The organism is Salinisphaera sp. T5B8 (assembly GCF_040361255.1).
GTDB lineage: Bacteria > Pseudomonadota > Gammaproteobacteria > Nevskiales > Salinisphaeraceae > Salinisphaera.
In genome coordinates, this window is record NZ_APNG01000002.1 from 217394 (window position 1) to 241868 (window position 24475).

Annotated in this window: 20 protein-coding genes and 7 tRNA genes; 8 read left to right on the forward strand and 19 right to left on the reverse strand. The window is 63.9% G+C overall.

Features of this window, described 5'->3' with window-relative positions:
- Nucleotides 1–41: 41 nt before the first annotated feature.
- From T5B8_RS02795 to T5B8_RS02810, 4 genes are all read right to left on the reverse strand, one after another.
- Nucleotides 42–116, reverse strand: a tRNA-Lys gene (locus tag T5B8_RS02795).
- Nucleotides 117–216: 100 nt separating this feature from the next.
- Nucleotides 217–292: transfer RNA gene (locus T5B8_RS02800), tRNA-His, on the reverse strand.
- A 477-nt stretch (nt 293–769) separates the two neighbouring features.
- A tRNA-Arg gene (locus T5B8_RS02805) sits at nt 770–845 on the reverse strand.
- Nucleotides 846–880: 35 nt separating this feature from the next.
- Nucleotides 881–957 (reverse strand) — tRNA-Pro (locus T5B8_RS02810).
- Nucleotides 958–1251: 294 nt separating this feature from the next.
- Between T5B8_RS02810 and folD the strand changes: the two genes are divergently transcribed.
- Nucleotides 1252–2121 (forward strand): bifunctional methylenetetrahydrofolate dehydrogenase/methenyltetrahydrofolate cyclohydrolase FolD, encoded by an 870-nt coding sequence (gene folD, locus T5B8_RS02815; RefSeq protein ID WP_353176037.1) that lies wholly within the window; start codon nt 1252–1254, stop codon nt 2119–2121.
- Between the two features lie 9 nt (nt 2122–2130).
- Here the strand turns inward: folD and cysS are convergent, their stop codons facing one another.
- Nucleotides 2131–3519 (reverse strand): cysteine--tRNA ligase, encoded by a 1389-nt coding sequence (gene cysS, locus T5B8_RS02820; protein WP_353176038.1) that lies wholly within the window; start codon nt 3517–3519, stop codon nt 2131–2133.
- A gap of 330 nt (nt 3520–3849) precedes the next feature.
- Between cysS and T5B8_RS02825 the strand changes: the two genes are divergently transcribed.
- On the forward strand, nt 3850–5103 hold the full coding sequence (locus tag T5B8_RS02825) for an ankyrin repeat domain-containing protein (RefSeq protein WP_353176040.1): 1254 nt from the start codon (nt 3850–3852) through the stop codon (nt 5101–5103).
- A gap of 69 nt (nt 5104–5172) precedes the next feature.
- Here T5B8_RS02825 and thiL read toward each other — a convergent pair whose 3' ends face one another.
- From thiL to nadA, 9 genes are all read right to left on the reverse strand, one after another.
- Nucleotides 5173–6120, reverse strand: a complete 948-nt coding sequence (gene thiL, locus T5B8_RS02830; protein ID WP_353176042.1) for a thiamine-phosphate kinase — start codon at nt 6118–6120, stop codon at nt 5173–5175.
- 6 nt (nt 6121–6126) lie between these two features.
- Nucleotides 6127–6642, reverse strand: coding sequence for a transcription antitermination factor NusB (gene nusB, locus T5B8_RS02835; RefSeq protein WP_502950771.1), 516 nt, complete (start codon nt 6640–6642; stop codon nt 6127–6129).
- Between the two features lie 19 nt (nt 6643–6661).
- Entirely contained in the window at nt 6662–7132 is a 471-nt protein-coding gene (ribH, locus tag T5B8_RS02840) for a 6,7-dimethyl-8-ribityllumazine synthase (RefSeq protein WP_353176043.1), read from the reverse strand.
- A gap of 50 nt (nt 7133–7182) precedes the next feature.
- Nucleotides 7183–8310: a bifunctional 3,4-dihydroxy-2-butanone-4-phosphate synthase/GTP cyclohydrolase II gene (gene ribBA, locus T5B8_RS02845; protein ID WP_353176044.1), complete on the reverse strand. Its 1128-nt coding sequence runs from the start codon at nt 8308–8310 to the stop codon at nt 7183–7185.
- Nucleotides 8311–8400: 90 nt separating this feature from the next.
- Nucleotides 8401–8994, reverse strand: a complete 594-nt coding sequence (locus tag T5B8_RS02850) for a riboflavin synthase (RefSeq protein ID WP_353176045.1) — start codon at nt 8992–8994, stop codon at nt 8401–8403.
- Between the two features lie 2 nt (nt 8995–8996).
- The gene (ribD, locus tag T5B8_RS02855; RefSeq protein ID WP_353176047.1) at nt 8997–10124 is read right to left on the reverse strand and encodes a bifunctional diaminohydroxyphosphoribosylaminopyrimidine deaminase/5-amino-6-(5-phosphoribosylamino)uracil reductase RibD; all 1128 of its coding nucleotides are present in this window, start codon (nt 10122–10124) and stop codon (nt 8997–8999) included.
- On the reverse strand, nt 10121–10639 hold the full coding sequence (gene nrdR / locus T5B8_RS02860) for a transcriptional regulator NrdR (RefSeq protein WP_353176049.1): 519 nt from the start codon (nt 10637–10639) through the stop codon (nt 10121–10123). Before nrdR ends, ribD begins: the two co-directional genes overlap by 4 nt.
- A gap of 29 nt (nt 10640–10668) precedes the next feature.
- Nucleotides 10669–11958, reverse strand: a complete 1290-nt coding sequence (gene glyA / locus T5B8_RS02865) for a serine hydroxymethyltransferase (protein ID WP_353176051.1) — start codon at nt 11956–11958, stop codon at nt 10669–10671.
- A 142-nt stretch (nt 11959–12100) separates the two neighbouring features.
- A complete protein-coding gene (gene nadA, locus T5B8_RS02870; protein ID WP_353176052.1) occupies nt 12101–13201 on the reverse strand; it encodes a quinolinate synthase NadA in 1101 nt (366 codons plus the stop codon).
- An 89-nt stretch (nt 13202–13290) separates the two neighbouring features.
- On the opposite strand from nadA, the gene T5B8_RS02875 reads away from it, so the two are divergent.
- A complete protein-coding gene (locus T5B8_RS02875; RefSeq protein WP_353176054.1) occupies nt 13291–14130 on the forward strand; it encodes a DUF6502 family protein in 840 nt (279 codons plus the stop codon).
- Nucleotides 14111–15586 (forward strand): DUF5666 domain-containing protein, encoded by a 1476-nt coding sequence (locus T5B8_RS02880; protein ID WP_353176056.1) that lies wholly within the window; start codon nt 14111–14113, stop codon nt 15584–15586. Before T5B8_RS02875 ends, T5B8_RS02880 begins: the two co-directional genes overlap by 20 nt.
- 141 nt (nt 15587–15727) lie before the next feature.
- Here the strand turns inward: T5B8_RS02880 and T5B8_RS02885 are convergent, their stop codons facing one another.
- The gene (locus tag T5B8_RS02885) at nt 15728–18265 is read right to left on the reverse strand and encodes a beta strand repeat-containing protein (RefSeq protein WP_353176058.1); all 2538 of its coding nucleotides are present in this window, start codon (nt 18263–18265) and stop codon (nt 15728–15730) included.
- Between T5B8_RS02885 and T5B8_RS02890 the strand changes: the two genes are divergently transcribed.
- Nucleotides 18258–18656, forward strand: coding sequence for a hypothetical protein (locus tag T5B8_RS02890; protein WP_353176060.1), 399 nt, complete (start codon nt 18258–18260; stop codon nt 18654–18656). The genes T5B8_RS02885 and T5B8_RS02890 overlap by 8 nt on opposite strands.
- A 174-nt stretch (nt 18657–18830) precedes the next feature.
- Here T5B8_RS02890 and aspS read toward each other — a convergent pair whose 3' ends face one another.
- From aspS to T5B8_RS02910, 4 genes are all read right to left on the reverse strand, one after another.
- A complete protein-coding gene (gene aspS, locus T5B8_RS02895; RefSeq protein WP_353176195.1) occupies nt 18831–20627 on the reverse strand; it encodes an aspartate--tRNA ligase in 1797 nt (598 codons plus the stop codon).
- A gap of 147 nt (nt 20628–20774) precedes the next feature.
- Complete coding sequence (locus T5B8_RS02900; RefSeq protein ID WP_353176061.1) at nt 20775–21146, reverse strand: FmdB family zinc ribbon protein; 372 nt, start codon at nt 21144–21146, stop codon at nt 20775–20777.
- 37 nt (nt 21147–21183) lie between these two features.
- Nucleotides 21184–22533 (reverse strand): UDP-glucose dehydrogenase family protein, encoded by a 1350-nt coding sequence (locus T5B8_RS02905; protein WP_353176062.1) that lies wholly within the window; start codon nt 22531–22533, stop codon nt 21184–21186.
- A gap of 143 nt (nt 22534–22676) precedes the next feature.
- A tRNA-Val gene (locus T5B8_RS02910) sits at nt 22677–22751 on the reverse strand.
- A gap of 86 nt (nt 22752–22837) precedes the next feature.
- Between T5B8_RS02910 and T5B8_RS02915 the strand changes: the two genes are divergently transcribed.
- The 3 genes from T5B8_RS02915 to T5B8_RS02925 all read left to right on the forward strand — a co-directional run bounded on the left by T5B8_RS02915 (nt 22838) and on the right by T5B8_RS02925 (nt 24187).
- On the forward strand, nt 22838–23971 hold the full coding sequence (locus T5B8_RS02915; RefSeq protein WP_353176064.1) for a DegT/DnrJ/EryC1/StrS family aminotransferase: 1134 nt from the start codon (nt 22838–22840) through the stop codon (nt 23969–23971).
- A gap of 59 nt (nt 23972–24030) precedes the next feature.
- A tRNA-Ala gene (locus T5B8_RS02920) sits at nt 24031–24106 on the forward strand.
- 5 nt (nt 24107–24111) lie between these two features.
- Nucleotides 24112–24187: transfer RNA gene (locus tag T5B8_RS02925), tRNA-Glu, on the forward strand.
- The last annotated feature ends 288 nt before the right edge of the window (nt 24188–24475 follow it).

Genomic DNA, 24475 nt, shown 5'->3' on the forward strand with positions numbered 1-24475 from the left:
GAAACAGTGCGGATAAGCACGGCGAAGCCGTCAGGAGAAATTGGTGGGCCGTGAAAGATTCGAACTTTCAACCAATTGATTAAGAGTCAACTGCTCTACCGTTGAGCTAACGGCCCATCCGTGACCCGGCGCTGCCGGCATCCTTTCGCGATCAGGCGATCGCGCGACGCCATGATAAGCGTCGATACTGCCTTCGCCAACCTGCCATGACAGGAATGGGGTGGACGATGGGACTCGAACCCACGACGACCGGAATCACAATCCGGGGCTCTACCAACTGAGCTACGCCCACCATCGAAAGCATCCTGCGCCACACCCCGCCAAAGCGAAGCCTGCTCGGCGCAGGCGGCGTATTCTAGTCATGTTCGGGCCGCGATGCTACCCCTGCATCGCCAATCAACGCATTTGTTACCCAACCGGCCGTTTTTCCCGACCCGGCGCCGAAGCGTTACGGATCTGGAACCCAGTTATTCGCCGGCTGCGCTGCGCGCATCCGTCGAACCATGCCTGTCCATTTGTCGCTGGTTCGAATGGCGAGTCGAATAGGCCATTGGTATAGGCCGCGCTGCAGCGGCCTATACCAATGGCGCGCCCGGCTGGATTATTCGCCGGCTGAAGCCGGCTCACCCTTCGGGCCAGTGCGGCTGGCGCCGCCCCGTTCGGATGCGCTGCGCGCATCCGTCGAACCATGCTTGTTTATTTGTCGCTGGTTCGAATGGCGAGTCGAATAGGCCATTGGTATAGGCCGCGCTGCGGCGGCCTATACCAATGGCGCGCCCGGCTGGATTCGAACCAGCGACCGACGGCTTAGAAGGCCGTTGCTCTATCCCCTGAGCTACGGGCGCAAAAAAGTGACCGTTTGCAAGCGGTGGATCAGGAATGGTCGGGGCAGCAGGATTTGAACCTGCGACCACCTGCTCCCAAAGCAGGTGCGCTACCAGACTGCGCCATACCCCGATTGTCTTTCCAAGCTTTCGCAAAAGCGGCCGACACAATACCGCATTTTCGCACCCGCTCTGCGAGCAGTCTGTTACTGAGCTCAGCTTGCGCTTCGCCAAGTCCCCCCGCCTCGAAACGTTCGTTTCTCGGCGTTGCAAACGCGATGCGCTTGCGGCCGGCGCGGCGAATTCTATCTGGTCGCCGCTCGGCATGCGAGCATCGCCTGCAGATGGCTGGATTCGCCCAGCCAAATTGTGGCCCTTCGCGGAGCGTGCGAAAATCCGCGCACTTTTCCCAACCGCCTTGATGCCCATGGCCGCCCGCCTTATCGACGGCAAGCAGATCGCCCAGGATTTTCGTCATGCCGTACGCGATGCGGTGCAACAGCGCCTTGCGCGCGGACAGCGCGCCCCCGGGCTCGCCGTCATTCTGGTCGGCAGCGATCCCGCCTCGAAGATTTATGTCGGCAAGAAGATCGAAGCCTGCCAGCAGGCGGGACTTGTTTCGCAGGCCGTCTATCCCGACGCCGACATCTCGCAGGCCGAGCTGCTCGAGCTGATCGACCGCTTCAATGACGACGATACGATCGACGGCGTGCTCGTGCAGCTGCCGTTGCCGGCGCATATCGATGCGACCAAGGTCATCGAGCGGGTACGGCCGGACAAGGATGTTGACGGCTTTCACCCCTACAACGTCGGCCGGCTCGCCCAGCGCGTGCCGCAACTGCGTGCCTGCACACCGCTGGGTATCGTACGGCTACTGGAATCCATCGAGGAGCCCTTTCGCGGCCGCCAGGCTGTGGTGGTGGGCGCGTCCAATATCGTGGGCCGACCGATGGCACTCGAATTCCTGCTCAAGGGGGCGACCACCACCGTCTGCCATCGTTTTACCCGTGATCTCGAATACGAAGTCGGTCAGGCCGAGATTCTGGTGGTCGGCGTGGGCAAGCCGGGACTGATCAAGGGCGAATGGGTCCGCGAAGGCGCGACCGTGATCGATGTGGGCATGAACCGCCTGGATTCCGGCAAGCTCGTGGGCGATGTCGAATTCGAAGCCGCCGCCGAGCGCGCGGCGTGGATTACGCCCGTACCCGGCGGCGTCGGCCCCATGACCGTCGCCATGCTCATGAGCAACACCCTGCGCGCGGCCGAGCTGCGTGAGCAGGCTACGGCCGAGGGTTAGCGCGCGGGTTCAACCACGGCGCCAGAGTGTTCCCTCCGGGCCGTCTTCGAGCACGATGCCCTGACCGGTGAGTTCATCACGGATTTCATCGGCGCGGGCAAAGTCCTTGTCCGCGCGGGCCTGGCGCCGCTCTGCGAGCATGGCCTCGATCGCATCCGCGCTCAGCCCGTCGTCGCCGGCCTGGCCCTGCAGAAACGCCTGGGGTGATTGTTCGAGCAGGCCAATACGCGCGGCCAACCCGGCCAGCCGCGCGCTGATCGCGCCGGCAGCCTGCGCGTCTTCGCCTTTCAGGCGCTGGCACTCACGCGCCATTTCGAACAACACCGCAATCGCCGCCGGCGTATTCAGATCATCGGCCATCGCGTCGGTGAAACGTGTTTCGAACGCGTCGGCGGCCGCGTTTGCCCCGTCCACCGGCGCCACATCGCGCAAGGCGGTATAAAGCCGCGACAACGCACTGGTGGCAGCGTCCATGGCATCGGCGTTATAGGCCAGCGGACTCCGATAATGCGTGGCCAGCACGAAATAGCGCACGGTTTCGGCGTCGTACTGGGCGAGCACATCGCGAATGGTCAGGAAGTTGCCGAGCGATTTCGACATCTTTTCGTCGTCGACGGTCACGAAACCGTTATGCATCCAGGTGGTGACATAGCGCTGGCCGGTCGCCGCCTCGCTCTGGGCGATCTCGTTTTCATGGTGCGGGAACTGCAGATCCAGCCCGCCGCCGTGGATATCGAAACTCGCCCCCAGGCAATGCGTGGACATCGCCGAGCATTCGATATGCCAGCCGGGCCGGCCCTGGCCCCAGGGCGAATCCCAGCTCGGCTCGTCGGGTTTGGCTGCCTTCCAGAGCACGAAATCCAGCGGATCGGTCTTGGCTTCGTTGACCGCGATCCGTGCACCGGCACGCAGGTCGGCCATGCGCCGGCCCGATAGCGCGCCATAGTTTTCGAACGTGCTCACGTCGTAATACACATCGCCGTTATCGCTGGCATAAGCCGCGCCGTTTTCGATCAGGCGCTCGATCATGGCGATGATCTGGGCAACGTGGCCGGTCGCGGTGGGCTCCGCGGTGGGCGCGGTCAGCCCCAGCGCGGCTTCGTCTTCGCGCATGGCCTGGGTGAAGCGTGCGGCGATCGCATCGGGCGTATCCCCGGTTTCATTTGCGCGGTTGATGATCTTGTCGTCGATATCGGTGACATTGCGCACGTAAGTCACCCGCCACCCCATCGCGCGCAGATAGCGCACGAACATATCGAACACGATCATTACCCGCGCGTGGCCAAGATGGCAGTAGTCATAGGCCGTTACGCCGCAAACATAAAGTCGTACATGACCCGGTTCGAGGGTTTCGAGAGGCTGGCGCTGACCGCTGAGGCTGTCGTGCAGTTCGATCATGGGGCGAAAACGTCGCTGTTGGGACACGAGGCAAGCGCCACAGTCTACCGACTCGCGCAAGTCATGCCGTATATCAAGGGCGACCGTCGCGCCGCGATCGCCCATTTTCACGATGGGCGAGGCGCGCTCGACGCGCGTTGCGCGCGGTTGAAAAACCACCATCGGGGCTGGCCGCCCGAAGACCGAAAAATGGCGCGAACGTCGCCACTTCGCGACTGGAAATCCGCCTCGTTCTCGGCGTGCCACGACGTCTGTGTCGCCAAACCACGCGTATTCAACGGCCGGCCGGGCCTGTTTGGTTTATCCGCTGCAGGCTCCTACTATAGACGTATGAAAACGGTAATCGCGATCGTGGTGATTGGCGTAGCCGGCGTGCTCGCCGCGCTCGCGCTCGACCCCTATCGCGATATCGGCTGTCTCGCCACGCGCGCGGTGGATGCGGTGCGCGAACAACACGCAGGTTGGCAGTGCCTGCATTATGCCGCTGCCCGCGATGATGTCAGCGCCATTAACGCGGCACTCGACAACGGGCTGTCGGCGAACCTGCGCACCCCGCGCGGCCAGACCCCACTGAATATCGCCGCCGAATATGGCAGCCTCGCCGCCGTGCGTACGCTTATCCGGCACCACGCCGAGCTGGAAGCGCGCGACGGACGCAATGGCTTTACCGCCCTGCATTGGGCCGCCGAGGCCTATCACCCGGCTATTGCCCGCGCCCTGATCGCCGCGGGCGCGAACGCCGATGCCGCCAACAAATGGGAACAAACACCACTCTGGGTATCCGCCTGGCAACCGGAACAGGGCAACACCGAAATTGCGCATATCCTGGTGGCCGCCGGCGCCGATCCCCGGCGCACGGATCACGAGCACAATACGCCGCTGATCATGGCCGCACGTTCCGGTCATCAACCCATGATCGGCTATCTGCTCGATCTGGGCGCGGATATCGAAGCCCGTAACGATCACGGGCGCACCGCCCTGTTCCAGGCCGTGGTCGGTGGCCATAGCGATGCCGTCCGCCTGTTGCTGGCCCGCGGTGCCGACCCTGAGGCGGCTGCCGCGGGCGTTGCACCACTGGCCTACGCGCTGAATCACGACGAGGCGGCTATCGCCGACCTGCTGGTGGCCAACGGCGCGAATGGCTATCAGCGCTATGCAGCCGACGCGGCGATCAAACGCGGGCGGACGGCATTTTCCGAAGCCCGTTTCGATGACGCCATCGACGAATTCAGCGCGGCCATCGCGCTGCGCCCCAAAGCCGCCCAGGCCTACTATCGCCGCGGCCTGGCCCTGGCCGCGCGCGGCCAGCGTGATCAGGCCGAACTCGACTACCGCCAGGCCCATGCGCTGGCCCCCGACTCCGCTGCGATACAGGAAGCCCTGGCCCGTGTTTATGTCGACGACGGGCGCTACCAGCGCGCGATCAACGCGCTCGAGCCCTTGCTCGCAAACCATCCCGACAATCCAAGAGCGCTGTTTCTGCTCGGCGAAAGCCGCAGCGGACTGGGCGAGTCCGACCAGGCCAGCGGCTATTTCGATCGCGCCTGTGCACTGGGTTTTCAGCCCGCCTGCGGCCGCTATTGAACGCGCCCGAAAGCGGCGGTTTTGCGCTGCGCACTTCGACCGCTAGGTCAGGCGTCAAGCCTAGGGAAACTAAGCAAAATGGTCCCAGCCGCGGGTATCTTCGACGGCCCACGGACGTTCCTCGCGATCGACCACACGCAGCCCGGCTTCGGCCTCGACGCGGCCGATCACCGTCAACGGACAATCCAGGGCGGCGCGGGCGCTGTCGAGCGCACTGTCGGCGAGCGTGATGCATAGCTCGTAGTCGTCGCCACCGGCGAATTGCAGCTGGCGCCGCTGATCGCGATCGCATGCACGCGCGAGCGCCGGCGAGGCCGGCAATGCGTCGATATTCACGCAGGCGCCGACACCGCTGGCGTTCAGGATATGGCCGAGATCGGCCGCCAACCCGTCGGAGACATCGATCGCCGCGCTGGCCAGGCCACGCAACGCCCATCCCGTGCGCCAGCTCGGCCGGGTCAGACGCGCGATACATGCCTGCTGATCCGGGCTCGCGCTGGCACGCGCGTCCCAGCACTGCAGACCATAAGCCGCATCGCCGAGCGTACCGGTGACCGCGATCAAATCCCCCACACGCGCACCGCTGCGACGCAGCGCCGCCGATGGCGGCACGCAGCCAATCGCGGTAATCGTAAGTGTGAGTTCACCGCGGGTGGTATCGCCGCCGATAATGTCCACCGAAGCACGGCCAATCGCGGCGAGTGCGCCGTCGAGCAATGCATCGCACCAGTCGGCATCGAGCTCGGGCGCGGCGAGCGCGATCGTTACCCATGCGGGCGCTGCACCCATCGCTGCGAGATCCGACAAGTTGACCGCAAGCGCCTTGTAGCCGATATCGAACGCCGCCGTATCGCTCGGAAAATGGCGCCCGGCAATGAGTGTGTCGGTGGTGATGGCCAGTTCCTGGCCTGGCGGTGGCGCGATCAGCGCGGCGTCGTCGCCGATGCCCAGGCGCGTATCAGCCCGTTGCGGGTTCAGGCGCTGCGCCAGCCGGTCGACAAGCGCGAATTCACGCATGAGGCGTTACTTGCGCGCCTGGATCTCGCTGGCTCGCAGCGAGCGCGCGGTCGCATCCAGCACGCCGTTGATGAAGCGATGCCCATCAGTGGCGCCGAAGGTCTTGGCGAGGTTCGTGGCCTCGTTGATGATGGCCGCGAACGGAATCTCGATACGATCACGCAATTCGAAGGTGGCCAGCAGCAGAATCGCGTATTCCACCGGGTCCAGCTGGACCGCGGGCCGGCTCAGATACGGATCGAACGCGGCCTCGAGCGCACTGACGTCGTAGACCACACCGCGCAGCAGGGTTTCGAAATACTCGCGATCGAGTTCACGCAATCGTCCGGCCTGGGCGAACTGCAGGATCAGCTCACCCAGATCGGTGCCGCTCATGCGCCATTGATAAATCGCCTGCACGGCCGCCATGCGCGCGCGAATACGCGCGCCGCCGGGCACGCGCGCCGGCGTGGGCAACTCGTCCTGATCCGGGCCGTCCGTTTCCTGGGATTCGTATTGAACCTGGTCGTCGCTGATGATCACGTCGGATGCTCTTTTCGCGCTATTCGCCGATCATGCGCAGCAGCGAGGCCATTTCCACCACCGCGCTGGCCGCCTCTGCGCCCTTGTTGTGGTCTTCGTCGGGCTGCGCGCGCGCATCGGCCTGTTCGGCGTTATCGGCGGTGATTACGCCAAAGCCCACCGGCACGCCATATTCAAGCGCGGTCGCCGACAGGCCCTTGGCGCACTCGCCCGCGACGAAATCGAAGTGCGGGGTTTCGCCGCGAATCACCGCGCCGAGGGCGATAATGCCGTCGTAATCCTCGCCGTCGGCAAGCCGATCGACCGCCAACGGCAGCTCGAACGCGCCGGGCACGCGCACGAGCGTGATATCGCCGTCGTCGACGCCGCAGTCATTGAGCACGTCGAGCGCGCCGTCGACCAGACGATCGACGATATCGTCGTTCCAGCGAGTACACACGATGGCGATACGCAAACCGTCGCCGTCGAATTCTCCTTGAATGCTGCGCATGATGGCCGCCCTTTTGATTCCGATCGATATTATCGCACGACGCCCGCAATTTATTGCGTGTCGTGCTTGCCCTGAACGTATTCGACGACTTCGAGGCCGAAGCCGGAAATCCCCTGCAGGCGCATCGGCGCCGACAGCACGCGCATCCGACGCACGCCTAGGTCGGTGAGAATCTGGGCGCCCACGCCGTAAGTGCGCAGGATACGGCTTTCGTCGCCCGCACCGTCCGGCGCGTGCGATGGCGCGTTGCCTTCGACGATGCGAATACGCTCGATCAACTCGCGCGCGGTTTCAGGCTTGCGCAGAATCACCACCACGCCACAGCCCTCTTCGGCAACGCGTGCGAGTGTATCGCGCAACGGCCAGCCGAAATCGCCGTGGCGCACGCCCAGCATGTCGGCGAGCGTATTGCGTACATGCACGCGCACCAGCGTGGGCGTCTCCGCATCGATCTCGCCGCGCACCATCGCGAAATGCAGCACCTTGTCGACTTCGTCTTCGAAGGAATACAGGGTGAACGGGCCGAACTCGGTCTCGACTTGGGACTCGGTCACGCGCACGACGGTGCGTTCGTTTTCGATGCGATACCGAATCAGATCGGCGATCGTACCCAGCTTGATATCGTGCTCGGCGGCGAACTGCTCGAGATCCGGCAGGCGCGCCATGGTGCCGTCTTCGTTGAGAATCTCGACGATCACCGACGCCGGCTCCAAACCCGCCAGCCGGGCGAGATCGCAGCCGGCTTCGGTATGGCCGGCGCGTGCCAGCGTGCCACCGGGCTGCGACATCAACGGAAAGATATGCCCCGGCTGAACCAGATCCGACGGCTGGGCATCGCGTTTGACCGCGGCACGCACGGTCTGGGCGCGGTCGTGCGCGGAAATACCCGTGGTCACGCCTTCGGCGGCTTCGATCGAGAGGGTGAAATTGGTCGACTGGGCTTCGTCGCTGGCCGCCACCATCAACGGCAGATGCAGCTGGCGACAACGCTCGCGGGTAAGTGTGAGACAGATCAGCCCACGGCCGTAGCGCGCCATGAAGTTGATGTCTTCGGGGCGTACGCATTCAGCGGCCATGATCAGGTCGCCTTCATTCTCGCGATTGGCGTCGTCGAGCATGATCACCATGCGACCGTTGCGCATGTCGTCCACGACCTCTTCGATCGGGCTAATGGCCATAGCGGATTCCTTCAAAAACGCGGGATACGAACGCCGTAGCGTGCATGCATGCGCATGCCGCGGCGCAGTCTACCACCGCGGGACAGGGATTCAGTCGGTCGCGATCAGACGCGCGAGATAGCGCGCGATGACATCGATTTCCAGATTCACGCGGTCGCCCACGGCACGTTCGCCGAGCGTGGTATGCGCCATCGTATGCGGCACGATATTCACGCCGAAACGATCGCCTTCGACCTCGTTGACGGTCAGGCTGATGCCGTCCACGCATACCGAGCCCTTGGGCGCAAAAAAGCGTGCGAGATGCGCCGGCACCGAAAACGTCAGTCGCCAGGAGCGTGCATCCTGCTCTCGCGCTTGGAGCACGCCGAAGCCGTCCACATGGCCGGACACCAGATGCCCGCCCAACGGCTCGCCCGCGCGCAGCGCGCCTTCCAGGTTGACCGCGCTACCGACCTCCAGTGCGCCGAGCGTGGTCAGCGACAGGGTTTCCTGCGAGACATCGGCAGCGAAGGAGCGCCCGTCCAGCTCCACCGCGGTCAGGCAAACACCCGACACGGCAATACTGTCGCCGATCGCGACCGTGCCGAGATCGGTATCGCCGGTATCGATGACGATACGCGTATCGCCACCGCGTTCCTCGAGGGCCGCAACACGGCCGAGACCCTTGATGATGCCGGTAAACATGGTCAGTCCTTTTGCGTGGCGGCCGGGCGCGCGGTGATACGCCAGTCCGCGCCGACCGGTTCGACGGTATCGATGGCCAGCTGACGCGCATCGGCGATCGAGCCAATCCCGGGCATGTGCAGCAAGCCGCGCCCGCCATCGCCCAACAGCTTGGGCGCCATATAGATTACATATTCGTCCACCAATCCGGCCTCGGCGAGCGCACCCGCCAGCGCGGGCCCGGATTCGACCAGCACGTCGTTGATCTCGCGTTGACCAAGATCGGCCAGGACCGCGTCCAGATCGACACGATCGTCGTGGGTATCAATGGATACCACCTGCGCGCCGGCCTGTTCCAGCGCATCGATACGCTCGCGATCGCCGCTGGCGGTATAAACGAGTACACCTGCCGCCGTTTCGAACAGCCGGGCGCTGGCCGACATCGCCAGATGGGTATCGAGCACCACCGCCAGTGGCTGTGGCCATTGGCCCTTGAGCCGCACATTCAGCCCCGGGTCGTCGGCCTGCTGGGTGCCCCGCCCGACCATGACCGCGCCGCTTTCCGCGCGTAGCCGATGCACATCGTCGCGGGCGACATCGCCGGTAATCCATTGGCTGCTGCCATCGGCCGCCGCGGTACGTCCATCGAGACTCATCGCCAGCTTCACACGCACGCGTGGCCTGCCCGCGCGCATGCGCATTTCAAACCCCGGATTGAGCGCCCGACAGCGATCGGCCACCACGTCGGCGATCACCTCGATACCGGCATCGCGCAGGCGGGCTATGCCCTGGCCGTTGACCTGCGGGTTCGGATCGGTGGCGCCGATGATTACCTGGGCCACGCCCGCGCCGATCAGCGCATCCACACAGGGCGCGGTGCGCCCAGTATGGCTGCAGGGTTCGAGGGTGACATAGACGGTGGCACCCCGAGCGTTATCGCCACGGCGTTCGACATCCGCGAGTGCGGCTTTTTCGGCATGGTCTTCGCCCGCTCGCTCGTGCCAGCCTTCGCCGATCACGGTCTCACCGCGCACGATCACACAGCCCACACGCGGATTCGGGCGGGTGGTGTACCAGCCCCGCCGCGCCAGCTCGATCGCGCGCTGCATGAAATAGGCATGCACCGCCTGTCGCACGGGCGTTACGCTCATCGCTGACCAGGCTCCTCGCCGGCTGCGCTGTCGATCAGCGACAGCTGACCGCTACGCCGGCCGGGCGTGGCTTCAAGGCGCTCGATTTCTTCGCGAAAGGCCTGTACGTCCTCGAAGCGCCGGTAGACCGAGGCGAAACGCACGAACGCCACCTGATCGAGTTCGCGCAATTCCTCCATTACCCATTCGCCAAGCTGGCGCGAAGCGACTTCGCGCTCGGCATCGGTACGCAGACGCTGAAGAATATGGCTGATGGCGGTATCGATCGCCTCCGCCGCCACAGGTCGTTTGTAGAGCGCGCGAGTAATGCCCTGACGCAGCTTCGCCTCGTCGAACGGTTCGGGCGTGCCGTCATTCTTGACGATACGCGGCAACACCAGTTCGGCCGTTTCGAAGGTGGTAAAGCGCGCGCCGCAGGCCGGACACTCACGCCGACGGCGCACCTGGCTGCCTTCGGCGGCCAGGCGCGAATCGACCACGCGCGTAGCGCGCTCATCGCAGAACGGACACTGCATGCGTGGCTTCCCTGTTCGCTATGCCCGGCTCAGGCGGCGCCGCGTGCGGCCTGGCGATATACCGGGTAACGCGCACACAGCTCATTGACCTGCTTGCGCACCCGGTCGGCCTCGCTGGCGATATCGCCGTTGTTGGCCAGGGCATCGAGCACGTCACAAATCCAGGTCGCGACCTGGCGCACATCGTCTTCGTTGAAGCCACGGGTCGTCGCCGCCGGCGTACCGATACGCAGCCCGGACGTCACGAACGGCGAGCGCGGATCGTTGGGTACGGCGTTCTTGTTGGCGGTGATATGCGCCTTGCCGAGCCATTCCTCGGCGTCCTTGCCGGTAATATCCTGCTTGACCAGACTCACCAGCATCAGATGGTTGTCGGTGCCGCCGGATACCACGTGATAGCCGCGATCGATGAAGACCTGAGCCATGGCCTTGGCGTTAGCCACGATCGTGCGCGCATAGGTCTCGAAATCGCTTTCCAGCGCTTCCTTGAAGGCCACGGCCTTGGCCGCGATCACATGCATGAGCGGCCCACCCTGGGTGCCCGGAAAGACCGCGCTGTTGAGCTTCTTGTAGAGTTTTTCGTCGCCGGCGGCCGACAGGATCAACCCGCCGCGCGGCCCGCGCAGTGTCTTGTGCGTGGTCGTGGTCACGACATGGGCATGCGGCAACGGGCTGGGGTATTGGCCGGTCGCCACGAGCCCCGCGACATGGGCCATGTCGACAAGCAGCCAGGCGCCGACCGAGTCGGCGATCTGACGCATACGCGCCCAGTCGATACGACGCGAATAGGCAGAAAAACCGCCGATCAGCATCTTCGGCTTGTGTTCATCGGCCAGACGCTGAATTTCGTCGTAGTCGAGTTCGCCGGTTTCGGGGTCGAGCCCGTACTGCACGGCATTGTAATTCTTGCCGGAGAAATTGGGGGCCGCGCCGTGGGTGAGATGGCCGCCCGCATCCAGGCTCATGCCGAGAATGGTATCGCCCGGTTTGACCAGGGCGAGATAGACCGCCGCATTCGCCTGCGCACCGGAGTGCGGCTGCACGTTGGCGAAATCGCAATCAAAGAGCTTGCAGGCACGGTCGATGGCCAGCTGCTCGGCCACATCCACATATTCGCAGCCGCCATAGAAGCGCTTGCCGGGATAGCCTTCCGCGTACTTGTTGGTGAGCAGGCTACCCTGGGCCTGCATTACCCGCGGGCTGGTGTAGTTCTCGGAAGCGATCAGCTCGATATGGTCTTCCTGACGCTGATCCTCGTCGGCCATGGCCGCGGCCAGTTCCGGGTCGAATTCGGCGATGCGCTGGGCAGAATCAAACATGTTCGAATGCTCGGGTTGAAGTACGAAAAAAGCACAGCGACGGCGGCGCGATTCGCGCTCGCCAACACGTTTTCGAAGCTTGTAGGGGCGCATAGTGTAGCGCACACGCGCGGCCGACCCCACATATGGGGCCCACGCAGCGCTACGCGGTGATTTCGAGCATGAGATCGAGCGCGGCCTTGGCCTCGCGGGCCTCGTCGGCGTCGACCTTGATCTGGTTCACGACATGCCCTTCGGCCAGATTTTCCATCACCCAGGCCAGATGCTGCGGATCAGTCCGGAACATGGTCGAACACATGCACACCACGGGTGACATGAATTGGACCTTCACGTCCTTTGCCGCCATTTCGTGGTGCAGGCGATTGACCAGATTCAGCTCCGTGCCCACCAGCCAGTGGCTGCCCGGCTCGCTGGCCCGCACCGTCTTGAGGATGGTTTCCGTGGAGCCCACTACATCCGAAGCCTGGCAGACCTCGAAGGCGTTTTCGGGATGCGAGATCACCTTGCCGTGCGGGTGTTCTTCCCGAAACTTCTTGATGTGGTTGGGATGAAACATCTGATGAACCGAGCAGAAGCCCTTCCAGAGAATCATCTTCGCCGCGCGGATCTGCTCGACCGTTAGCCCGCCCATGGGCTTGTCGAAATCCCAGACCACCATCTCGTCGAGACCAATGCCCATGTCGTAGGCGGTATTGCGCCCCAGATGCTGATCGGGAAAGAACAGTACCTTTTCGCGGCGCGAAAACGACCAGTCCAGTACGCCGCGCGCATTCGATGATGTACACACGATGCCGCCATGGCGACCGCAGAAGGCCTTGAGATCGGCCGCGGAGTTGATATAGGTCACCGGCGTGATCGCCTCGTCCGGCTCTAGCACCTCGGCGAGTTCGCGCCACGCGCGCTCGACATTGCGCAAGTTGGCCATGTCGGCCATCGAGCAGCCGGCCGCCATATCGGGCAGGATCACAGTCTGATCGTCGCGCGAGAGGATATCGGCGACCTCGGCCATGAAATGCACACCGCAGAATACGATGTACTCGGCATCAGATTGTGCCGCCTGGGCCGATAGCTTGAGCGAATCGCCCGAGAAATCGGCATGGGCGAAGACTTCGTCGCGCTGGTAGTGATGACCCAGAATCGCACAACGTGAACCCAGCGCCGCCTTGGCGGCACGAATACGCGCATCGCAGGCTGCATCGTCGTAACGGGCGAAATCCTGCAAGGCCAGAGCAGTTGCAGACATGCTTATGATCGGTCGGCGAATCGTCAGGAAAATGTACCACAACCGGGCTAGCGCGTCGGTGCCGGGCGCTTGACCTTTATACTCGCGCCATGACCCAACACGATCGTCAATGGCTCGCGCGGGCAGCGCATCGCCTGCTACGCCCGCTGGTGCGCATCATGCTCGGCCAGGGCATCGCCCATCGCGACTTCGACGCGATCGTGCGCGCGGTTTATGCCGAAGTTGCGCGCGAGTCGTTCACGCCCGAAGGCAAGCGGGCGACCGATTCGCATGTCGCAATCGTGACCGGGCTGACCCGCAAGGAAGTCAAACGCCTGCGCGAACAAGCCGATTCACAATACGACACCAGCCGCTGGGGCGGCGCAAACCGCGCCACGCGCGTGCTATCGGGCTGGCATCGGGATCCGGATTTCACCGACGACGAAGGCGCCCCGCGGCCGCTCGTACTGGATGACGAACACACCGGCTTCAGTGCCCTGGTACGGCGCTACAGCGGCGATATCCCGGTGATGGCCATCCTCGACGAGCTCGAACGCGTGCACTCGGTCGAGCGCGACACCGACGGCACGGTGCGCGTGCTCAATCGCGCCTATCTGCCCGGGCTGGGCGATAGCGAACGCCTGCGCATGCTCGGCTCGGCCGGTCACGATCTGCTGTCGACACTGGAACACAATCTCTCGTCGGCGGCGGATAAAAAACCGCGTTTTCAGCGCACGGTATTCAATACGCGCGTCGATAAACGCGCCTTGCCCGTATTCCATCGTCTGGTTTCGGCGCAGGCCCAACAACTTTTGGAAACGCTCGACGACTGGCTCGATCGCCATGAGGTCGACCCGAAGGACGAGCACACACCGCATACCCGCACCGGCGTGGGTATCTATTATTTCGAAGACAAGGGGGAGAGCCCGGATGATGACCGCTCTGGATAACGCCGGCTTGACCAAGCGCGCGCTGGCCGCGCTGCTGGTCAGCCTGCTCGCGCTACTGACGGTCGCCGGTTGTGGCTCCGATGGCGGCAACGACGGTGGCGGCCAACAGGCCGGTATCGAGGGCACCGGCATCGTCTCGGGGTTTGGCAGCGTTTATATCGACGGCGTGGAGTTCGAAACCGACGCTGCCCAGATCGTATTCGTTGGCGAGCCGGTGACCGAATCCCGGCTCAGCCCGGGCGATCTCGTGACCGTGGTCGGCACAGTCGATGCCGCCGGCCAGGCACGGGCCACACGTATCGTCTACGAGCGCACCCTCGACGGGCCGATCGACCAAATCGAAACCGACGGCGATACTGGCACCCTGGTCGCACTCGGCCAGACCGTGGAATTCGACAGCGATACGGTCTTTGTCAACGCACCGGCCGAGGAACTCGCCGCAGGCGATCTGATCGCGGTGAGCGGCTTCACCCAGACCGATAACCGCGTCCATGCCCAGTCGATCCGGCGTAGCGAGACCGGATTCGTGCCCAACAACTCGACGCTCGAAATCGAAGGCACGGTGGATTCGATCGAGGCCACCCGCCTGCGCGTTGGCGACCAGACCATCGACTTCGCCAATGCACAGATTCGCCCCGATCGTTCGGCGCTGGTCGTAGGCAGTCGGATCGAGGCCTTCGGCACACGGGCCGAATCGCCGGATGCGCCGATGATCGCCAGCCGCCTCAACGTAAGCGTTTTCAAGCAGCCCCCCGCGGGCCGACAGATGCTAGTGGGTGCCCAGATCCGGGATTATGTCGACCAATCGGATTTCGTGGCCGGCGGCTGGCGTATGGACGCCGACGATGCGCAGCGTCTGGACAACCTGGCGAGCGAGCTCTCCAACGGTATGTATATCAGCGCGCGCGGCGTGTTCGAAAACGGCCGGGTCAAGGCGCGCACCGTGCGTGTCGAACCCCCGGCGAACGCGATGCTGAAAGCCGATATCGACACGATCGACACCACGGCCGGGACCATTACGCTGCTCGGCCGGCGTATCGATGTGCGCGACGACACTCGCTATATCGAGCGCCGCGAAAACGGCGACCGCAGCCTGCGCATCGGCACCCTCGTCCGTGGCGACACGATCCGCGTCCAGCTCTATATCGACGCGGACAAGGCGACCGTACGCAGCCTCGAGCGGCTGCCGGCCGGTACGTCCAATGCCGCGGTATCCGGCCAGGTGATGCAATTTGAGCGCAACGACAACACGGCCACGATCGTGGTCGCGGGCGTCACCGCCGAGCTGGCCGACGACACCACCGTGTATCGCGATACCGAGGGCGACGAGATCGATGCCGATAGCTTCTTCGCCCGTGTCGAAAATGGCAGGCGCGTACGCCTGAGCGGCCCACAGAACGGCGAGCGAATCAGCATCGTGCGCAGTGCACGCCTTCTACGCGATACGTCAAAGTAAGCGATCGCTTGGCAAACGGGCACGCGTCGGCGGGCACGACACAGCGCGCGGGTTGCTGGCGCCGCGCGCCGCATAGCCCATGCAAAAAAACCGGCCCGGGCAGAACCCGGGCCGGTCGTACACGAATGACCCGCCGTTGATTTAGTTCGAATCGTTGGCCGTGGCCTGTGCCTGGAACGAAACGGTCGGCCCGGTGATTGGCAGCCCGTCGCCGATCAGCAAGTCGGTTCCGGTGCCCTCGATCTGGCGTAGTACAAAGGTGACTTCGCCTTCGCCCATCCGATCGTTGCCCGGCTGATTGATCGTGACCCCACGATCGCCATCGCTATCGCTACAGGCGGTGAGCATCATCACCAGCGCGCCCGCGATCAGCAGATACTGCGTACGCCGGCGCACGCCACCGACCGAGACCAGGCCGAGCAGCGCAAGCAGCCCACCGCCCGCATAAAGCGACGTGGGCAGCTGTACAGTCGCCACGCCGCCCACAAGATCGACCTGTTCGACCCGATCGGCCACGACGAAGTAGCTCACGCTATCGTTGGCAGACACGCTCTGCCCCCCGCCGTTGAAGGTCACGGTGAAGTCGTAGCCCTCATCCAGGGTTGCGCTGCCTACCGACATGTCGCTGCCCATGTCATAGCGGCCGTTGTCGTTGCTGTCGGCATAGACCGTGAGACGGATGTCGCTCGGGTCAATACCGGCCGGCAGCCGATCGTCGCGATTTACGTAGCCGGAGAAGCCGCCAATCGTCACCGCGGTGTCGCTGTTGTTGGCCAGCCGCACACCCAGCACCACGGCATCGGCATCGTCGTTTCCGATCACCGCCGAACCCAGGTTCAGGCGGGTTGCTTGTACCACCGGATCATCGGTGAGCTCGAACGCGCCGCTATCGCAGTCGCCGTCCCCATTATTCGGGCCCACGGCATCGAAACCGCGCTCGGCGCCGCGCTGATCGGTGTCGGTGGCCGCACAGTCCGCGTTGGTGTCGAGCGCCGCGCTGTCCGTGGCCAACGGCTGGGTCGCGGTCGGTCCGCCATACAGGCGATACGCGCCGTTGAAGGCCACCTCGCCGGTGACGTTGCCGTTCGCCCCATCGGCGGTCACGCCGCTGCCGAGATCGGGGCTGTTACCGGACACAAGGCTGTTGTTCACGGTAATGGAACCGCCCGCACCGTCGACCGCGAACACGCCGCTGCCCTGATTATTGGTCACGCTGACATAGTCGAGGGTGATGGTGCCGCCGGCCCCGTCGAGATACACGCCGGCCCCACGGGTCGCGCTGTTCTGCGCCACGGTGCTGTTGTCGACATCGAGCGTACCGCCGCCCGAGTTCCACAGACCGCCGCCTTCCACGGCCTTGTTGTTACCCACGCTGGAGTCGACGATCGTGGTTGTGCCACTACCGCCGATATGCAGGCCACCGCCGTTGCCCGGGTTGGCGCCGGCATCATTGCCGTCAGCGCTTGCCGTGCCACCCAGCGTGACCTCGGTCAGCGTCACGCTGCCACCTGCGTTCTCGATACCGCCGCCGGCACGCTGGGAGGTATTACCCGCAATGCGCGTATCGGTAATGTTCGCAGTGGCATTCGGGCTGACCAGAATACCGCCGCCCGAGCCGGAGGTGCCCGATGCACGGTTCATGGCGATACGGCTGGCCGTGATCGTGAGCGTGCCGCTATCGCCCATGTCGTTGCCTTCGGCATAGATGCCGCCGCCGCCCTGGGTCGCATCGGCACCGGTGGCTTCGTTGTTGACGATGGAGACACCGTCGAGGGTCATCGTGCCCTGGTTGTTCCAGAAAGCGCCGCCTTCGACCGCGGTATTACGTGCGAACAAGCCGCCGGTCACATCGACGTCGCCGTCGCCGGTCACGTGCAGAAAGCCACCGTTGCCGGGACTCGCGCCCGCATCGTTGCCGGTCGCCGTGACGTTGTCGAGCGTGGTGGTGCTGCCTGCCAGCACTTCGATGGCGCCACCGGCACGCCGGGCCGTGTTCATGCGAAACACCGAGTCGGAGATCGTCAGCGTGGTGCCGTCGCCGGCCAGAATGGCGCCGCCCGAGGCCGAGCTTTCGTTATCGTCCGAGTTGCCGGCCATGTTCGACACGAACGTGGCATCGGATACGACCACCGTGCCGTTTGCGCCGCCGACCTGGCCGAAGATCGCGCCGCCGCCCATATCGGCTTCGGTGCCGCTGGCCCGATTTTGCGTGAAGCTTGCGCCCGACACGGTCAGGGTGCCGCCGTTGTTCCAGAGCGCGCCGCCTTCTTCGGCGATATTCGCGTTGAACGTACCACCGTTGACGACAATATCGCCGCTGCCGGTCACGTGCAGCGCACCGCCGTTACCGGGATTCATGCCGGCGTTGTTGCCGCTGAAGTTGACGTCGTTGAGCGTCACGCGGACGTTGTCGTTCGCGGTATCGTCATCGAGGTTCGCGGCCGTCGCGCCCGAGGCTTCTTCGATGGCGCCGCCCGCGCGATCGGCGGTGTTGTTGTTCATGGCGCCGCCGTTAACGGTCAGCACGCCGCCGTCGTCGTTGAGAATGGCGCCGCCGGAGCGTGCATCGGCGTCGCCGCCGGAAATAGTCGCCACGCCGTTGACCAGCGTCAGGCCGTTAAGCGTGAGGTTGCCCTGGTTCGTGAAGATACGGCTTTGGTTGTTTGCATCGATGGTCATCGCCATCGAATTATTGGCGCTGTCGGCATCATCGCCGCTGGACATGCCGATGGTCAGCGTCGAGCCGGCGGCGATCGTTGGCAACGCGCTACCGCCCAGCGTAATCGTCGAACCCGACACGCTGCTGGCGAAAACGATGGTGTCGTTCGCGTCGTCACCCGCCGCGCACGTGCCGACCATTTCATTCTGGTTCGCTGCGGCGATCGCATCGCGCAGCGTGCACTGGCCGGCGCCGCTCATATCAGCGGCCGAATCGACGGTTATCGTTGCCGCCATTGCCCCGGGCACGACGGCGGCGAGCGACGTGCCGACGAGCGCAACATGCACCTGTCGACGCAATCGCCCACCGGTTGGCTTGGAAACTGTCATTACGTATTCCCCTTTGCAGTAGCGCGTTGGGCGCGCCGCCCAGAATTTAGGATTTTTATCCCAAACTCTGAATCGACAGTTACTGGGTGCGGGTCACACGGTCAAAAGCGAATGCCAGATACAACAAAGCCGGCGACCGCTCTCGGCGGCGCCGGCTTTGAAGCCCAAGGGTTTTGCGGTATTGGCGTCAGGCGCGTTAGCTGTCTTTCGCGGCCTTGCTGTCGCCGGTCGCGCGCAGCCGAATACCCAGTTCACGCAATTGGGCATTGTCCGCCAGTCCCGGCGCGCCAGTGAGCAGGTCGGTCGCGGTCTGGGTCTTGGGAAACGCAATCACTTCGCGAATCGAATCCGCACCGGCCATGAGCATGACCAAACGATCCAGGCCGAAGGCAATGCCGGCATGCGGCGGCGCGCCGAACTTGAGCGCCTCGAGCAAAAAGCCGAACTTCTCTTCGGCGTCTTCGCGCGAGATACCCAACACATCGAAGGCGGCCTGCTGCATCGCCGGGGTATGAATACGCACCGAGCCACCGCCGATTTCGGTGCCATTGAGCACCATGTCGTAGGCCTGAGAGAGCGCATTCTTGGGATCGTTGCGCAGCGCGTCGGCATCGTTGACCGCGGGTGCGGTGAACGGATGATGCAACGCGTCCCAGCGTTTGGCTTCCGGATCGTATTCGAACATGGGCCAATCCACGACCCAAAGCGGCGCCCAATCGCCTTCGATACGGCCCAGATCGTGACCCAGGCGTACGCGCAACGCGCCCAGGGCATCGTTGACCACGGTGGCCGTATCCGCGCCGAAGAACAGCAGATCGCCATCGGCGGCGCCGCTACGCGACATGATGCCGTCCACCGCCGCGTCGGACAGGAACTTGAGAATCGGCGAGGCCAGGCCGTCCCGGCCCGCGGAGGTGTCGTTGACCTTCACATAAGCCAGGCCCTTGGCGCCGTAGCGACCGACGAACTCGGTATAGCCATCGATCTGCTTGCGCGTGAGGCTCGCACCACCCGGCACGCGCATGACCGCCACGCGCCCGGTTTGGCTGTTGGCCGGGCCCGAAAACACCTTGAAGTCGGCATCGGCCACCAGATCGGCGATATCGACCAGTTCCAGATCGATACGCAGGTCCGGTTTGTCCGAGCCGAAACGGCGCATCGCTTCTTCATAGGTCATGCGCGGGAACGGATCGGGCAGCTTCACGTCGAGCACATCGGCGAACAGCGAACGGATCATGGTTTCGTTGATCGCCATGATGTCGTCGGCATCGACGAACGAGGCCTCGATATCGATCTGGGTGAACTCGGGCTGACGGTCGGCGCGCAGATCCTCGTCGCGGAAACAGCGCGCGATCTGATAATAGCGATCCATGCCCGACACCATCAGCAGCTGCTTGAACAGCTGCGGCGACTGCGGCAGCGCAAAGAAATGGCCCGGCTGCGTCCGACTGGGCACCAGATAGTCGCGCGCGCCCTCCGGCGTGGCCCGGGTGAGAATCGGCGTTTCGATATCCAGAAAGCCGAGCTCGTCGAGCGCATTGCGCACCGCACGCGTCACCTGGGCACGCAGCTGCATATGGCGTTGCATGCGCGGCTTGCGCAGTTCCACATAGCGATAGCGCAGTCGCGCGGCGTCGCCCACGTTTTCGGTATCGTCGAGCTGCAGCGGCGGCGTTTCCGAGGCATTGAGCACGGTCAGCGCGGTGGTATAGACCTCGATCTCGCCCGAGGCCAGGTTCGTGTTCACCGTGCCTTCGGGGCGTGCGCGTACGCGCCCGGTCACCTGAATCACGTACTCGCTGCGCAGTTTTTCGGCTTCCGCGAAGGTGTCGGGTTCGTCCGGGTCGAACACGACCTGGATCAGGCCGCTGCGATCGCGCAGGTCGACAAAGATGACGCCGCCATGGTCGCGGCGGCGATGCACCCAGCCGCAGACGGTGATTTCGCTGTCGATGTCAGCGGCGCTGACATCGCCGCTGTAGTGGGATCGCATCATGGCTATCGTCTTCGAGGTCTGCAAAAGAGCGCGAGTCTAGCAAGATGCGCCGCATCGCCGGTAGCCATGCGCTGAATCAATGCCGGCCGGGCGCGCCGGGCCGGCACTGACCTGCCGTGCGCCCAGGCCGGCGCGCGGCTTTATTCAGCTATCGGCCTTGGGCGACGAGGCCGTGCTGGTCTTTTTCTCGGGCTTGCTGGCGGTGTCGGTCTTCTTGTCGGCCGCCGCCGGTTTGGCCGGCGATGTGGCGGTATCGGATTTGGTGCTTTCGCCACTGCTCGACGAGGCGCTGGATGTCGAGGTCTTGTCGTCGCCGGCAATATTGCGCTTGCCGTCGGATTTGAAATCGGTTTCGTACCAACCACCGCCTGCGAGTCGAAATCCGGCCGCGGAAATCTTGCGTTTGAGTTCTGGCGTATCGCAGGCGGGACACTGGGTTAGCGGCTCGTCGGACAAGCGCTGGAGCCGTTCCAGCTCATGGCCGCAGTTGCGGCAGACATATTCGTAAATGGGCATGCTCTAAACCCCTGAAAGACCTGTAACGGCGCGTATTTTATACGACGTGACGCGTTGCGCCACTGGCCGCGGAGCGGCCGATACCGTAGTAGGTGAATCCGGCCTGTGCCACATAAGACGGCTTGTAGATGTTGCGTCCGTCGACCAGCACCGGCGCGCGCATACGCTGGGCGATATCGGCGAAATCCGGGGTCCGGAAAATATGCCATTCGGTCACGAGCACGAGCGCGTCGGCCTCTTCGACCGCCTGCTCGGCGTTGTCGCATAGGGTCAGATCCGCGCGTTCGCCGTAGATCCGCCGTGTTTCCTTCATGGCTTCCGGGTCGTAGGCGCGCACCTTCGCCCCGGCCGCCCAGAGCGCTTCCATGAGCGTACAGCTGGGCGCTTCGCGCATATCGTCGGTGTTGGGTTTGAAGGCGAGCCCCCACAGCGCGATGGTCTTGCCCGCCAGGTCGCCGTAATGCGCCGAGAGCTTGTCGAACAACACCTGCTTCTGGCGATCGTTGACGCGCTCGACCGCGTTGATGATCTCGGTTTCGTAGCCTAGCTTGCCCGCGGTCTGGGCCAGTGCGCGCACGTCCTTGGGAAAGCAGGAGCCGCCAAAGCCGCAGCCGGGATAGATGAAGTGATAGCCGATACGGTGGTCGGCGCCGATGGCCTTGCGCACCTGTTCGATATCCGCGTCCACGCGATCGGCCACCTGTGACAGCTCGTTCATGAGGCTGATCTTGGTCGCCAGCACGATATTGGCGGCGTACTTGGTGAGTTCCGCCGAGCGAATATCCATGACGATGGTGCGATCATGCTGGCGATTGAACGGCGCGTAGAGCGCGCGCAGATGCTCGGCGGCGCGATCGCTGTCCACACCCACCACCACGCGGTCAGGTTTCATGAAGTCCTCGACCGCGGCGCCTTCCTTGAGAAATTCCGGGTTCGAGGCGACATCGAACGCCACGTCCACGCCGCGTTCGTTCAGCGCTTGCGCCAGCGCATCGCGCACCTTGTCGGCCGTACCCACGGGTACTGTCGACTTGGTGATCACCAGCCGATAATCGTTCATATGCGCGCCGATGGTCGCGGCGACCTTGAGCACATATTGCAGATCGGCACTGCCATCCTCGTCGGGCGGCGTGCCGACGGCGATGAATTGCAGCATACCGTGTGCAACCGCGGCTTCTGCATCGGTGGTAAAGCGCAATCGGCCCGAGCGCACGTTATCGTGCACGATCTGCTCCAGGCCCGGCTCGTAGATCGGGATTTCGCCGCGCGTCAGGCGCGCGATCTTGTCTTCGTCGATATCCACGCACACCACATGGTTGCCGCTCTGGGCGAGACATGCGCCGGTGACGAGGCCGACATAGCCGGTTCCGAAAATCGTGATATGCACGCTGACCCCTTGATTGTGTCGATGGCTAAGATCGCGTTGAAACGCCGGCGATTATGCGCAACCGCGCCCACGGATGCGAGTTCGGTCTGGGCATCCAGACATAAAAAAGGGCCAGGCCGACTGGCCTGACCCTCGATCAATTCTGGTGGGCGGTACTAGGTTCGAACTAGTGACCCCTGCCGTGTGAAGACAGTGCTCTACCGCTGAGCTAACCGCCCGGTTCGCTTTGCGAGCGCGAAATTCTAGTGCGCAAGCGACGGCGGGTCAACGCATAAATCGATCGCGCACCCGTCAGGTGGCGGCGATGCTAGAATTCGGCCGATTTGATACTTCTGACCAGCAAGCGGGAGCCCGGATGCAACTTATCGATCTGCAAGCCCAGTACCAGCGCATCAAGCCGGACGTCGACGCCCGCATTCAGGCGGTTCTCGATCACGGTCGTTACGTGATGGGCCCGGAAGTCGAAGCCCTGGAAACGCGACTGGCTGAATATGTGGGCATCGACCATTGCATCGCCCTGTCCAGCGGCACCGATGCCCTGCTGGTCGCGATGATGGCACTGGAGATTGGCCCGGGCGATGAAGTGATTACCACGCCGTTCACGTTTATCGCGACCGGCGAGATGATCGGCCTGCTCGGCGCTACGCCCGTGTTCGTGGATATCGATGACGAAACCTACAATATCGATGCCGCGCTCATCGAAGAAAAGATCACCGATCGCACCAAGGCGATCGTACCGGTGAGCCTGTTCGGCCAGACCGCGGATATGGACGCAATCAACGCCATCGGCGAACGCCACGGCGTACCGGTGATCGAAGACGCTGCCCAGAGCTTCGGTGCGACCTACAAGGGCAAGCGTTCCTGCGGTCTGTCATCGATTGCGGCCACCTCCTTCTTCCCGGCCAAGCCGCTGGGCTGCTATGGCGACGGCGGCGCGGCCTTCACGACCGACGCGGCACTCGCCGAGCGCATGCGCGAACTGCGCAACCACGGCCAGAACGCGCCCTATCAGCACCCGCGGCTGGGCATCAACGGGCGTCTCGACACCATTCAGGCCGCCGTGCTGCTGGCCAAGATGGAAGTCTTCGACGATGAAGTCGAACGTCGTGCGCGGGTGGGCAAACGTTACGCCGAATTGCTCGAGGGGGTGGCGCACGCGCCGGTCATCGCCGAGGGCTGCACCAGCGTCTATGCCCAGTACACCATCGAAGTGGACAATCGCGACCAGGTACGCCAGGCGCTTAACGACGCCGGCATTCCGAGCGCGGTCTACTACCCGGTGCCGCTCAATCGCCAGCCGCCGCTGTACTCGGATGTCGCGATTCCCAAGTCGGAGCGCGCGGCCGAGCGCGTGCTGAGTCTGCCCATGCACCCCTATCTGGAAGACGCCGATCAGCGCCGTGTGGTGGACGCGTTGAAAAACGTATTAAAAAAATAGTGCTGTAGAGGTTGGCAAGGGGCCAAGCAATCTCTACAATACGCCCTCGCTGCAGATCAGGGGCCATAGCTCAGCTGGGAGAGCGCAACACTGGCAGTGTTGAGGTCGGCGGTTCGATCCCGCCTGGCTCCACCAAAACTGTCCCCATCGTCTAGAGGCCTAGGACACTGCCCTTTCACGGCAGCGACAGGGGTTCGAATCCCCTTGGGGACGCCATTACGGCAGAAGCCGCCCACCGCAAGGTCGGGCGGCTTTTTTTTGCTTCGAACAAGGGCCACCAGGCCGAGCGCCGGGCACGGCGGTCGAACGCGATGCCACGCCGCCCTCGCGCAGACATCATCAACGCGCGTGGCTGCACCCGCCTTGTCGTCGTTCCGGCGCGACCCTTACCCAATCCAGGCGTGCTTGGCTAACCCGCTGACTTCGAGCGCTAAAGCCGTAGCTGGCTCGACCCGTACCAGAACCCCGCGCAATCTGCGCGCTGTGCATGTTCCCCATGCGCCT